Below are 12,757 nucleotides of genomic sequence, written 5' to 3'. Positions count from 1 at the left end.
GGTCTCCGCTCTATGAAGGCGCCGGCCGGCGTAGGCCGGTTCTCGGAAACCACCATTCTCGACTCGGCCTAACCTGAATCTCAGCACACCTTGAGAACACGGTCGAAGAAAAATACGCCGCAGGGCAAGCTTCGCGCTCGCTTCCCCCTCCCAAGCGCGCTTCCAAATCCCTATATTGGGCCATGGAAAAGCGAATCTACCCTCAAGCCATCGAATCGGTCGTCATGCCGGAGCCTTTCGGCAGGCAGAGGTTCGACGACGCCAAGAAGGCGGTCGCGGCGTTGGAGGCGCTCTACGACCGCAACACCAAATTCCTGCGCGATTCCTTCGCCAAGCTCGCCGCCGGCGGCGACGAGAGCAAGCGCTACCGGGCCTTCTATCCACAGATCGGCGTCACCACCACCTCGTTCACCCAGATCGACTCGCGCCAGGCCTACGGCCATATGCCGACGCCCGGGCATTTCGCCACCACCATCACCCAGCCGAAGCTGTTCGAGAACTATCTCGTCGAGCAGCTTCGGCTCATCATGCGCAATCACGGCGTGCAGGTGACGGTGTCGGAATCGACCACGCCGATCCCGCTGCATTTCGCCTTCCTGGAAGGCACCTATGTCGACGGCACGGCGGCCGAGCGCATCAAGCGGCCGATCCGCGACCTGTTCGACGTGCCTGACCTCGACGGCACCGACGACCAGATCGCCAACGGCACCTTCGAGGTGGCGTTCGGCGAGCCGCGGCCGCTGGCGCCGTTCACGGCGCAGCGCATCGACTATTCGCTGCACCGCATGACGCACTACACGGCGACCAGCCCGCAGCATTTCCAGAACTTCGTGCTGTTCACCAACTACCAGTTCTACATCGACGAGTTCGTGGCGCGGGCCCGCGACCTGATGGAGAGCGGCGGAGGCGGTTACAGCGAATTCGTCGAGCCGGGCAATGTGGTGACGAAGGCCGGAGCCGGCGCGCCGAGCGAAGGCACGCCGCCTCAACGCCTGCCCCAGATGCCGGCCTATCATCTGAAGAAGCCTGGCCATGGCGGCATCAGCATGGTCAATATCGGCGTCGGCCCGTCCAACGCCAAGACCATCACCGACCACATCGCGGTGCTTCGGCCGCATGCCTGGGTGATGCTCGGCCATTGCGCCGGCCTGCGCAACACGCAGGCGCTGGGCGACTATGTGCTGGCGCATGCCTATGTGCGCGAGGACCATGTGCTCGACGACGACCTGCCGGTCTGGGTGCCGATCCCGCCGCTGGCCGAGATCCAGGTGGCGCTGCAGGAAGCGGTGGCGGAAGTGACCGGCCTTTCCGGCTATGACCTAAAGCGCATCATGCGCACCGGCACCGTCGCCACCATCGACAACCGCAACTGGGAGCTGCGCGACCAGCGCGGGCCCGTGCAGCGCCTGTCGCAGTCCCGGGCGATCGCGCTCGACATGGAATCGGCGACGATCGCGGCCAACGGCTTCCGCTTCCGCGTGCCATACGGGACGCTGCTTTGCGTCTCCGACAAGCCGCTGCATGGCGAGCTGAAGCTGCCCGGCATGGCGACCGAGTTCTACAAGCGGCAGGTGGCGCAGCATCTCACCATCGGCATCAGGGCGATGGAGAAGCTGGCCGAAATGCCGATGGAGCGGCTGCATTCGCGCAAGCTGAGAAGCTTCTCCGAGACTGCTTTCCAGTAGCCGAGGCAACTCGTCGTCTTGCCCAGGCCGCAATTTGGCCGATAAGCAGGCCGATCTGATTGCCAGCGGCATCCGGCAGACCACGACTGACATGACAACAGGCGGCGCGCGCTCGAACATGACGGCTGGGGTGGCATTCCTGGCGATGATGGCACTCTCGGCCGCGCTGCTGGCCGGGTTCTTCGGCGCGCTGCATCCGGCTTTCGATTCCTTCGCGCATTTTCGCATTCATCTGAGCGTCTTGACGGCGCTGCTGGCGCTGCCGCTGCTGGCCAGTTCCTACCGGCTGCAGGCCGTCGCGGTGCTGCTCTTTGCCATTGCCAGCCTCGCCACGACGGCGAGCGCGTTGCCCCGGCTGTGGCCGCAGCAGGCAGTCGCCAAGCCTGCTGACCGGATCGTCTACACGCTGCTGCAGATGAATTTGCGCTTCGACAATCCGACGCCCAAGAAGGTGCTGTCGCTGATCGGCCGGACCAATCCCGATGTGATCACTCTCGACGAGGTGTCGGGGATGTGGACAAGAGAGCTTGGCTACATCACCAGCGCCTATCCCTACCGCATCCTTTGCCCCTATCCCAACGGCATATTCGGCGTTGCGCTGCTTTCACGGCGGCCGTTTGCCGCCGGCACCGCGCCGCATTGCGAGCAGCGCGGCGCGATGGCGACCGCAACGATCGATTTCGGCGGCACAGGCGTCGACGTCGCCGCGATCCATCTGAGCTGGCCCTGGCCGCGCGAGCAGTATTGGCAGATCGGCGAGCTGTCGGAGCCGCTTGCCGCGCTCGGCGAAACCGCCATCATGGCCGGCGACTGCAACGCCGTGCCGTGGAGCGCGGCGGTGCGGCGCGTCGCCTCGCTCGGCGGACTGACCGTCATGCCGTCGGCCGGGCCGACCTGGATCCACCGCAAGCTGCCGGATTTCATCCGGCGCTTCGCCGGCCTGCCGATCGACCAGGTGTTCAGCAAGGGCGGGGTGACGATCCTGTCCTCAACGCGGCTGGAAGGCGACGGCTCGGACCATCTGCCGGTACTGGTCGAGTTCTCGTTGCGGCCCGACGGCAGAGCACCCGGGGACGAGCATGAATCGGCGCTGGCGGCGAATGCGTTGCCCAGCGGCCCACGCGGCTGACACAATCGCTTCGTCATCCTAGGGCGCAGCGACGCGAAGCGGAGCGCAGACCCTAGGATCCATGCCGTGAATTCAACGCGCCTCGACGGTCTAGAATCGTCGATACCGCGACAAGGCTGGCAGCAACGTTCTGAATCGCTGCATTCTTGGGCCCAGGTCACGGCATGGATCCTAGGGTCTACGCGCGTCGCTTCGCTCCTTGCTACGCCCTAGGATGACGAACGGATCGGGCCTCTAAGGCTTGATCAAAGCCGCGACCAGGTGCTCGACGTGGCCGCCATCGCGGTGCTCGCGGGCATCGAAGGCATTCTGCCTGGCCTCGTATTCGGCATAGGCGGCCTGGATGCGCTGACGCGCCTCACGGCGCGTCTTGTAGCAATAGGGATCGTCCGCGACCTTGAGACCGGTGATCGACCGCTCGGTGGCGCGCATCATTTGCCTGGCGATACGGCCATGGGTCTCCTCATGGGCGCGCACGCCGACGAAGAACCGGTCCCAGCGGTTCTTCAGTGCCGGTGTCGCCGGCGAAGCGACGCGCGGAAAGGTGTAGAAGAGATTGAGCGTGCCGTTTGCCTGCTTGAGCCGGCACGAGCCCTTGTCCTGGATCACGCCGAGTTCCCAATCTACCGTGTAGGCGGTCTGGGCGATGGCATGTGTCATGAAGCCGTGCTTGGGGCCTTTGCTATCCATGGCCTCGACCAGTGCCGCGCCGGAATTGCCGGCAATGTCATAGGTGCGCGTCTGGACCAGCACCCTGGTGCCGGCCGAAGCCTGGGGCGCGCATAGCGCGCCGAGGGCGACAAGGCATGTCAGAACCGCCAAGCGCATGGTCGTTGCTCCCTATCCTTAGGAAAAGGAAACACAAGCAGGCGGCGGTTTCAACGGCCTTGAGGTTGCGCTGTCGCAACCTGTACCGGACGCAGGCGCCGGCCCTCATCTGGCTGCCGCCATCTTCTCCCCGTGGAAGCAGAAGAGACAAGCTCTGGCGCTGGCGACCCACCTCTCCCGTTCTTCCCGGGAGAGAGGTTGAGGGGCAGCGCAAAGCCCTCGGCAATTGCCCTCACATCCCTTGGTAGACCGGGCCTTCGCCGGCATTTTCCTTTGGCGGCGGTCGAGACGGCCCGGTCGGGCGTAGGCTCACATCCCTTGGTAGACCGGGCCTTCGCCGCCTTGCGGCGGCACCCAGTTGATGTTCTGGTTCGGGTCCTTGATGTCGCAGGTTTTGCAGTGGACGCAGTTCTGCGCGTTGATGACGAAGCGTACATCTTTGGCGGACGGATCGGCGGCGGCATTGCCGTCCTTGTCCACCCATTCATAGACGCCTGCCGGGCAGTAGCGGGTCGAAGGACCGGCAAAGACATCGTGCTCGGAGCGCTGCTGCAGCGCGGCGTCGCCGACGATGAGATGCACCGGCTCGTTCTCCTCGTGATTGGTGTTGGACAAGAACACCGAGGAGAGCCGGTCGAAGGTCAAGACGCCATCCGGCTTCGGATAGGCGATCTTCTGATGCTTGGAGGCAGGCTCCAACGTCGCATAGTCGGCCTTGCGGTGCTTCAGCGTGCCGAAGGGCGAGAAGCCGAACAGCGTGTTCAGCCACATGTCGAGACCGCCGATGCCGACGCCCACGATGGTGCCGAAGCGCGACCACAACGGCTTGACGTTGCGAACCTTCTTCAGGTCCTTGCCGATGTCGCTGCCGCGCCAGGCAGCTTCATAGGAGGCGAGCTCGTCATTGGCGCGGCCGGCGGCAATGGCGTCCGCGACATGTTCGGCCGCCAGCATGCCGGACAGCACCGCATTGTGCGAGCCCTTGATGCGCGGCACGTTGACGAAGCCGGCCGCGCAGCCCATCAGCACGCCGCCCGGGAAGGAAAGCTTCGGCACCGACTGCCAGCCGCCTTCGGTGATGGCGCGCGCGCCGTAGCCGATCCGCTTGGCACCTTCGAAGGTGCCTTTGATCGCCGGATGCGTCTTGAAGCGCTGGAACTCCTCGAAGGGCGAGAGCCAGGGGTTCTTGTAGTTCAGGTGAACGACGAAGCCGACCGCCACCTGGTTGTCTTCCAGATGATAGAGGAAGGAGCCGCCGCCGGTCTTCATGTCGAGCGGCCAGCCGAAGGAATGCTGCACCAGCCCCGGCTTGTGGTTCTCCGGCTTGACCTGCCAGAGTTCCTTGAGGCCGATGCCGTATTTGCCGGGTTCGCGGCCTTCGGAAAGTTTGTACTTGGCGATCAGCTGCTTGGCCAAAGAGCCGCGCGCGCCTTCGCCGATCAGCACATATTTTCCCATCAGCGCCATACCAGGCGCATAAGCCGGGCCATGCGTGCCGTCCTTCTCGACGCCCATGTCGCCGGTGATGACCCCGGTGACGGCGCCGGCATCGTTGTAGACGAGGCTCGCCGCGGCAAAGCCCGGATAGATCTCGACGCCGAGCGCCTCGGCCTTGGTCGCCAGCCAGCGGCAGACATTGCCGAGCGAGACGATGAAGTTGCCGTGGTTGTTCATCAGCGGCGGCATCAGGAAATTGGGCAGGCGGAAGGAACCGGCGGGGCCGAGGACCAGGAAATGATCGTCGGTGACAGGCGTCTTGAACGGGTGGCCCTCTTCTTCGCGCCAGCCGGGCAAAAGGCGATCGATGCCGATCGGGTCGACGACGGCGCCGGACAGGATGTGGGCGCCGACCTCGCCGCCCTTTTCCAAGACGACGACGGAAAGGTCGGGGTTGAGCTGCTTCAGACGGATCGCCGCGGCAAGGCCGGCCGGACCGGCGCCGACGATCACCACGTCGAATTCCATGCTCTCGCGTTCGATTTCGCTCATCGGCCCCTCACTGGCTCGCCATATTCTAGCATTCTGCTGGCTCACGCGCTGCATAGCGCATCAATTCGCGACGCGAAACGGGTGCTGTCGTGACAAAGCCGATTTCGACAAAAAGTCGCGGTTTTCTGGCGATGCAAGCCCATTCGATCAGGCCAGGCAAAGCATCCGACAGAGCCAACCGATTGGAAGGGGAACCGGCGGACGCACGTTTTTAATTGTTCGACGGCTTGCTTATTGGCAATACTTGGCGCCATGCGCACTCCCGAGCCAACCGGCTTTCCATCGAAGCGCTTACTCTTCACGCCCGGCGTGCTCTGCCGCGCGGTTCTTCCCCTCCTCTTCCTGATTGCCCCGGCGCAAGCCGATCCGGTGAAGGTCTGGGCGAGCGGCGCCTACTCCTTTTCCGACGAGCTTGGGGGCTTCCGCATCACCGGCGCTTCCGGGGTCGGCACCAAGGATGACCCGCTGGTCATCACCGAGGAACTGAACTCGGCGACGCCGGTGACGCTGACCATCCGCGCCACCAGACCGATCGAGGCCTTCGGCAGGGCCGGCGACGTCGCCAATGGCGTCATGTATATGCGCATCGACGTGCTCAACAACAGCGCGCTGCCCTGGGTGGAATTCCAGTTCGAGCTGCAGGAAATCCTCGACCAGCCAAGCGTGTTCGGCGACGGCCTGTCCTTCGACCAGCGCAACAAGACGCCAGACAACATCGTTTCCAGCAACTTCGCCGATTTCGACCGCCAGTTCGAACCCTATGACCGGCTGCTGTTCAAGAACGGCAAGGTCGACCCACTGAAGACGGCGACCTTCGAGTTCCTGATCACCGACTACACGCCGCGCTGGACGTTTTATCTGGTGCAGGACCCGCGCATTCCGACGGGGTAGTCTCCACCGTCGAGGGGGAGATTGCTGTCACGGCGGTTGCAAATCATCGCCATGCGGACGATGGTGCCGCCATGACTGCCACCTCTCCCAACAATCCGATCGACATTGCCGAGCTGCTGGCGTTCTATGCCAGCGCAGGCGTCGACGAGGCGCTGGAAGACACGCCCATCAACCGGTTCGCCGAGGTCAAGCCAAAGCAGGCCGAGCGCGCGCCGGCGACGGCCGCGCCCGCTCGCGAAAGCAGGCACGAGGAGCGGCCGGCAGCGGAGCCCGGCTTCGACGCAAGCCGGGCTGCGGAATGGCCGACATCAACCGGGCTGGACGCAAGCCAAGTGCCCGATGCGCCGCGGCGCCCGACCCTCACCACCGCGACGGTCCCCGACGAGGGGCAGATCATGCTCGCGCGGCAGCTGGCGGCGAGCGCCTCGACGCTTGACGAGCTGCGCCAGCACATGGCGGCCTTCGACGGCTGCAACCTCAAATTCACCGCCAAGAACCTGGTCTTCGCCGACGGCAGCCCGAATGCCGAGCTGATGCTCGTCGGCGAGGCGCCGGGCCGCGACGAGGACCTCGAAGGCCTGCCCTTCGTTGGCCGCTCGGGACGGCTGCTCGACCGCATGCTCGCCGCGATCGGCCTCGACCGAACATCGGCCTATATCGCCAATGTCATCCCATGGCGCCCGCCGGGCAACCGCACGCCGACGCCGCACGAGACGGAAATCTGCCGCCCGTTCATCGAAAGGCAGATCGAGCTGGTCAATCCCAAGGTGCTGGTCAATCTCGGCGGACCTTCGGCCAAGACGCTGCTCAACACCACGGAAGGGATACTCAGGCTGCGCGGCAACTGGCGTGTGCATACGACCGCGTCGGGCACCGCCATTCCGGCGATGCCGACGCTGCATCCGGCCTATCTACTCAGGACGCCGGCGCATAAGAAGCTGGCCTGGAGGGATTTTCTTGAGGTGAAGGCAAAGTTGCGGGTGTTGGCTACTAGCTGATCTCCCCCCTTGTGGGGGAGATGTCCGGCAGGACAGAGGGGAGCGCGAAGGATCGCAAGCTTCCACCATTTTTTCTCACGTCGCAGCTCTGAGAGCTGATAGGCCGGCGGGACAGCGCCCCCCTCTGCCTTGCCAGGCATCTCCCCCACAAGGGGGGAGATTGGCCGACACCGCCGCCTTCGCCAAACGCCTGCGAAGGTGCCTGACCTATGACCTGGCAGGTAATTGAAATGAGATGGCAGCCGCCCTACTCATCCCACATGACCACATCCGACATCTCCGCCGGCAGCCTCATCCGCGAATGGCGCACGCGCCGGCGCATGAGCCAACTCGACCTAGCCATGGAAGCCGACATCTCGCAGCGGCATCTCTCCTTTGTCGAAAGCGGCCGGGCCCAGCCGTCGCGCGAGATGGTGCTGCATCTGGCCGAGCAGCTTGCGATCCCGCTGCGCCAGCGCAACCAACTGCTGCTCGCGGCGGGCTTCGCGCCAAGCTTCAGCGAAAGGCCGCTGACCGATGCGACGCTGGCGCCGGCGATGGCCGCGGTCGAGACGGTGCTTCGAGGGCACGAGCCCTTCCCGGCGCTCGCGGTCGACCGGCACTGGAACCTCGTTTCCGCCAATGCGGCGATCGGCCCGTTCCTGGCCGATGTCTCGGAGCCGTCACTGCTCGAGCCGCCGGTCAATGTGCTCAGACTCAGCCTGCATCCGGGCGGCGTCGCGCCGCGCATCGTCAACCTCGCGGAGTGGCGCGCGCATCTGCTCGAGCGGCTCAAGCACCAGAACGACGCCACCGGCGATCCGGTGCTGATCGAGTTGGAGAAGGAGTTGCGGGCCTATCCGTCCGGGCTGAAGAGCAGCCGGCCGGCGCCGGTCGAGCCGAGCGGCATCGTCCATCCGCTCAGGCTTGCGCATGGCGACACTGTGCTTTCCTTCATCAGCACGATCACCGTCTTCGGTACGCCGCTCGACGTCACGCTGTCGGAACTGGCGATCGAGTCCTTCTTTCCGGCAGACGAGCAGACAAGGACAGTGCTGGTGCGGCTGGCGAAGGAACGGGGCGCCAACCAGTAGCGTCGGCGGGACAGCCCCCTCTGTCCTGCCGGACATCTCCCCCGCAAGGGGGAGATTGGAAGCTCCCGCGCCTCGCACATCCTGCACCGTTGGTGGTTGGCGAAAGCAGCGGCGACAGCTGATCTCCCCCCTTGCGGGGGAGATGTCCGGCAGGACAGAGGGGGGTGTGAAGGAACTCGGCCCTTGAGGTTTTCCTTTTGAAACAGATCACCCCTGCGGCGGCGTCGCCCTGCGGGTGCGCGTGCGTTCCAGGCCCAGTTGCCGCTCGCGCCAGATGATGAAGATGCCGGCGGCCACCACGATCACGCCGCCGATCAATGTGTTCAGCGACGTGACGTCACCGAAGACGAAAAAGCCGACGACGACGCCGAGGATCATCGAAGTGTATTCGAACGGCGCTACCACCGACGCCTCAGCGTGGCGGTAGGCGGCCGTCATCAGGATCTGGCCGAGCCCGCCGCAGAAGCCGGCCATGACAAGCAGCGCGGCTTGCATCGGAGTCAGCGCCTGCCAGCCGAAAGGCAGAGTGAACAGCGCCAGTACGCTCGCCGTCGAGGAGAACCAGAGCACGATCGTCGCCGTCTTCTCGGTCTGGACGAGATTGCGCACCAGAAGCATGGCGACGGCCGAGATCGCAGCGGCGATCAAGGCCGCCATGACGCCCAGCACCTCCTGGTCGTCGAGCGCCTCGTCGGAATTCAACAGCGTCAGTTCCGGCCAGGAGATGATGAGCACGCCGACAAGACCGACGGCAACCGCGCTCCAGCGATAAACGCGGATCGTCTCGCCTAAGAAGACCGAAGAGAACACCACGACCAGCAGCGGCTGGGCATAGTTCAGCGTGATCGCTTCGGGCAACGGCAGCCTGGTCAGCGCGAAGAAACCGAGCCCCATGGCGCCGACGCCGACAACGCCGCGCGCGATGTGGTTGAACGGCCGTTTCGTGGTGAAGGCCGTGGCTAACTGTCCCTTGAAGGCCAGGAAGCCGATGATCGGGAAAATGGCGAAGAAAGAGCGGAAGAAGACGATCTGCCCGGCGGGCACGTCGCCGGCCGCCTTGATGCAGGTCTGCATGCCGACGAAGACCGCCACGGAGACGATCTTCAGCGCAATGCCGCGCAGCGTGTTGTGGCCGACGGCATGATCGACGGTCATCTTGCCTCGTGAGGATGGTCGGAAACGAAGCCCAGAAATAGACCCTGGCGCGGTTTTGTCGAGTGGCCGTTTCGTGTAAAGAGCGCGGACTTTCAAATTCCCGGCCGGCAACCTCCGCTGTCCGCCCGAAAATCGACAGGAAACTCACGGAATGCGCACCGATACCGGCCATGTCTTCAAGCTCGAAGACTACCGCCCCAGCGACTATCTCATTCCGCGGACCAGTCTCGATTTCCGCCTGTCGCCGGATGCCACGCGCGTCACCGCCGTGCTCACCGTCGAGCGGCGCGAGGGCGTTGCCGCTTCCGCGCCGCTTGTGCTTGACGGCGACGGGCCGACGTTGCTCGGCGTTGCCATCGACGGGCAGCTTCTCTCGGAGGCCGACTATCAGGCGACGCCGGACCAGTTGACCATTCCGACGCCGCCCGCGGCGCAGCGTTTCGAGCTTCGCCTCGAGACCGAAATCGCGCCGTCCAGCAACGAAGCACTGATGGGCCTCTATCGCTCCAACAATGTCTATTGCACGCAATGCGAGGCCGAGGGCTTCCGCCGCATCACCTATTTCCTCGACCGGCCGGACATCCTGTCGGTCTACACCGTGCGCATCGAGGCGCCGCACAACGAGGCGCCGTTGCTGCTTTCCAACGGCAACCCGGTTGAAAGCGGCACGCTCGCAGACGGCAAGCACTATGCCATCTGGCACGATCCCTTCCCGAAACCCTCCTATCTCTTCGCGCTGGTGGCGGGCGCGCTCGGCAAGGTGGCCGGCAGCTTCACCACCTTATCCGGCCGCGAGGTCGAGCTCGGCATCTATGTCGAGCCCGGCAAGGAGCGGCTCGCCGGCTACGCGATGGACGCCCTGAAGCGCTCGATGAAATGGGACGAGGAAGCCTTCGGCCGCGAGTACGACCTCGACGTCTTCAACATCGTCGCCGTGTCCGACTTCAACATGGGCGCGATGGAGAACAAGGGCCTCAACATCTTCAACGACAAATATGTGCTGGCCGACGAGGAGACGGCGACGGACGCCGACTTCGCCAATATCGAGGCGATCATCGCGCATGAATATTTCCACAATTGGACCGGCAACAGAATCACTTGCCGCGACTGGTTCCAGCTTTGCCTGAAGGAAGGGCTGACCGTTTACCGCGATCACGAATTCTCCGCCGACCAGCGCTCGCGCGCGGTGAAGCGCATCGCCGAGGTGCGCACGCTGCGCGCGCACCAGTTCCCCGAAGACCAGGGGCCGCTGGCGCACCCGGTCAGGCCGCGCCGCTACCGCGAGATCAACAACTTCTACACCGCGACCGTCTACGAGAAGGGTTCGGAAGTGGTGCGCATGATCCGCACCATCCTCGGCGCCGAACTCTTCCGCGCCGGCATGGACCTTTATTTCGAGCGGCATGACGGCGAGGCGGCGACGATCGAGGACTTCGTCAAGGTGTTCGAGGACGTCTCGGGTCGTGACCTCGCGCAGTTCGCGCTCTGGTACCATCAGGCCGGCACGCCGAACCTGGCGGTGAGTTCCTCCTACAATGCGGCGGCCAAGGCCTTCACGCTGGAGATCGAACAGTCGGTGCCGCCGACGCCGTCGGAAAGCCGCAAGCGGCTGATGCACATTCCACTGGCCTTCGGCCTGGTCGGCGACGGCGGCAAGCCTGTCGCCTGGCAAAGCGTCGACGGCGCCATCGTCGAGGACGGCGTCATCCATGTCCGCAAGCGGCGGCACACAGTGCGCTTCTCGGGCGTCTCGGAGCGGCCCTCGGTGTCGCTCAACCGCGGCTTCTCGGCGCCGATCACGCTCTCGGTGCAGCAGAAGGCCGACGACCAGATCTTCCTCGCCAGCCATGACAGCGACTCTTTCTCGCGCTGGCAGGCATTCAACACGCTGCTTACCGACGCGCTGATCGCGGCCTTCCGCCAGGTGCTGGGCGGCAAGGAGCCGGCCTTCGCAGCAAGGCTCGCCGAGCTTGCCGGCAGGATCGCCGGCGACGAGGCGCTGGAGCCGGCCTACCGGGCGCTGGCGCTGTCGCTGCCCGGCGAGGCGGACATTGCCCGCGACATCGGCAAGGGCATCGACACCGACGCCGTCTTTGCCGCCCGCGAGGCGCTGGCGCGGACGATCGCCGAGGCGAACCGCGAGGTCTTTTCGGCGCTTTACGACAGCCTCGCCGACAAGGGGCCGTTCACGCCCGACGCAGCAAGCGCCGGACGGCGGGCGCTGCGCAACATCCTGCTCGATTACCTTTCGCTGCTGCCCGAGGGCGCGGCCCTTGCGGCGCAGCACTTCAACGCCGCCACCAACATGACCGACCGCGCCGCCGCGCTCACCGTGCTTGCGCACCGCCATGCGGGCTCTCGTGAAGCGGAGGAGGCGCTGGCGGCCTTCGAAGCAAGATATCGCGGCGATGCGCTGGTGCTCGACAAATGGTTCCAGATCCAGGCCGGCGTGCCCGGGCGGCAGACCGTCGAAAAGGTGCGCGCACTGATGCAGCACCCCGCCTTCTCGATCGCCAACCCGAACCGGGTGCGCTCGCTGATCGGCACCTTCTCCAGCGCCAACCAGACCGGCTTCCACCGCGCCGACGGCCAAGGCTACCGCTTCTTCGCCGAGATCGTGCTGGAGGTCGAGAAGCGCAATCCTCAGGTGGCGGCAAGGCTGGCCACGGCGATGCGGTCCTGGCGCTCGCTGGAGCCGATCCGGCAGGACAAGGCAAGGCAGGCGCTGCTGCAGATTGCGAATGCCGAGAACCTGTCGGCCGATCTGCGCGATATCGTGGAACGGACGCTGGCGTAGCGATGGAGCGCCAATCTCCCCCCTTGTGGGGGAGATGCCCGGCAGGGCAGAGGGGGGCGCTGTCCCGCCGACTTATCAGCCCGATCTCACGATGCGCACGGCGTTGATCCTGCGGGAAGGGCCAGTCGCTAGATGGCCGAGGCTGCAATCCTTCGCGCCCCCCTCTGGCCTGCCGGCCATCTCCCCCACAAGGGGGGAGATCGGCAGTTGCG

The 12,757-nt window shown here is 65.0% G+C and carries 9 protein-coding genes; 6 read left to right on the top strand and 3 right to left on the bottom strand.

All coding sequences use genetic code 11. The features are described 5' to 3' along the window. The first annotated feature begins 224 nt into the window (after positions 1–224). Together RFN30_RS02460 and RFN30_RS02455 are read left to right on the top strand one after the other, a co-directional pair. Positions 225–1,685, top strand: a complete 1,461-nt coding sequence (locus tag RFN30_RS02460) for an AMP nucleosidase (protein ID WP_320260543.1) — start codon at positions 225–227, stop codon at positions 1,683–1,685. Between the two features lie 118 nt (positions 1,686–1,803). Then, positions 1,804–2,814, top strand: coding sequence for an endonuclease/exonuclease/phosphatase family protein (locus tag RFN30_RS02455; RefSeq protein WP_320260957.1), 1,011 nt, complete (start codon positions 1,804–1,806; stop codon positions 2,812–2,814). Between the two features lie 234 nt (positions 2,815–3,048). Here RFN30_RS02455 and RFN30_RS02450 read toward each other — a convergent pair whose 3' ends face one another. Both RFN30_RS02450 and RFN30_RS02445 read right to left on the bottom strand, forming a co-directional pair. Then, positions 3,049–3,642, bottom strand: a complete 594-nt coding sequence (locus RFN30_RS02450; RefSeq protein ID WP_320260542.1) for a DUF922 domain-containing Zn-dependent protease — start codon at positions 3,640–3,642, stop codon at positions 3,049–3,051. A gap of 309 nt (positions 3,643–3,951) precedes the next feature. Further along, the gene (locus RFN30_RS02445; RefSeq protein ID WP_320260541.1) at positions 3,952–5,631 is read right to left on the bottom strand and encodes an electron transfer flavoprotein-ubiquinone oxidoreductase; all 1,680 of its coding nucleotides are present in this window, start codon (positions 5,629–5,631) and stop codon (positions 3,952–3,954) included. Positions 5,632–5,883: 252 nt separating this feature from the next. On the opposite strand from RFN30_RS02445, the gene RFN30_RS02440 reads away from it, so the two are divergent. The 3 genes from RFN30_RS02440 to RFN30_RS02430 all read left to right on the top strand — a co-directional run bounded on the left by RFN30_RS02440 (position 5,884) and on the right by RFN30_RS02430 (position 8,593). Beyond that, positions 5,884–6,522: a hypothetical protein gene (locus RFN30_RS02440; protein ID WP_320260540.1), complete on the top strand. Its 639-nt coding sequence runs from the start codon at positions 5,884–5,886 to the stop codon at positions 6,520–6,522. Positions 6,523–6,593: 71 nt separating this feature from the next. Next, a complete protein-coding gene (locus tag RFN30_RS02435; RefSeq protein ID WP_320260539.1) occupies positions 6,594–7,520 on the top strand; it encodes a uracil-DNA glycosylase in 927 nt (308 codons plus the stop codon). Between the two features lie 260 nt (positions 7,521–7,780). Beyond that, the gene (locus tag RFN30_RS02430; protein ID WP_320260956.1) at positions 7,781–8,593 is read left to right on the top strand and encodes a helix-turn-helix domain-containing protein; all 813 of its coding nucleotides are present in this window, start codon (positions 7,781–7,783) and stop codon (positions 8,591–8,593) included. A 207-nt stretch (positions 8,594–8,800) separates the two neighbouring features. Here RFN30_RS02430 and RFN30_RS02425 read toward each other — a convergent pair whose 3' ends face one another. After that, on the bottom strand, positions 8,801–9,748 hold the full coding sequence (locus RFN30_RS02425; RefSeq protein ID WP_320260538.1) for a DMT family transporter: 948 nt from the start codon (positions 9,746–9,748) through the stop codon (positions 8,801–8,803). A gap of 151 nt (positions 9,749–9,899) precedes the next feature. On the opposite strand from RFN30_RS02425, the gene pepN reads away from it, so the two are divergent. Continuing rightward, positions 9,900–12,545, top strand: a complete 2,646-nt coding sequence (gene pepN / locus RFN30_RS02420; protein WP_320260537.1) for an aminopeptidase N — start codon at positions 9,900–9,902, stop codon at positions 12,543–12,545. Positions 12,546–12,757 lie beyond the last annotated feature (212 nt).

Origin of the sequence: Mesorhizobium dulcispinae (assembly GCF_033977345.1) — a bacterium.
GTDB lineage: Bacteria > Pseudomonadota > Alphaproteobacteria > Rhizobiales > Rhizobiaceae > Mesorhizobium > Mesorhizobium dulcispinae.
The sequence above is the reverse complement of the archived record's forward strand: the minus strand, read 5'-3'. Positions and strand labels throughout refer to the sequence as shown.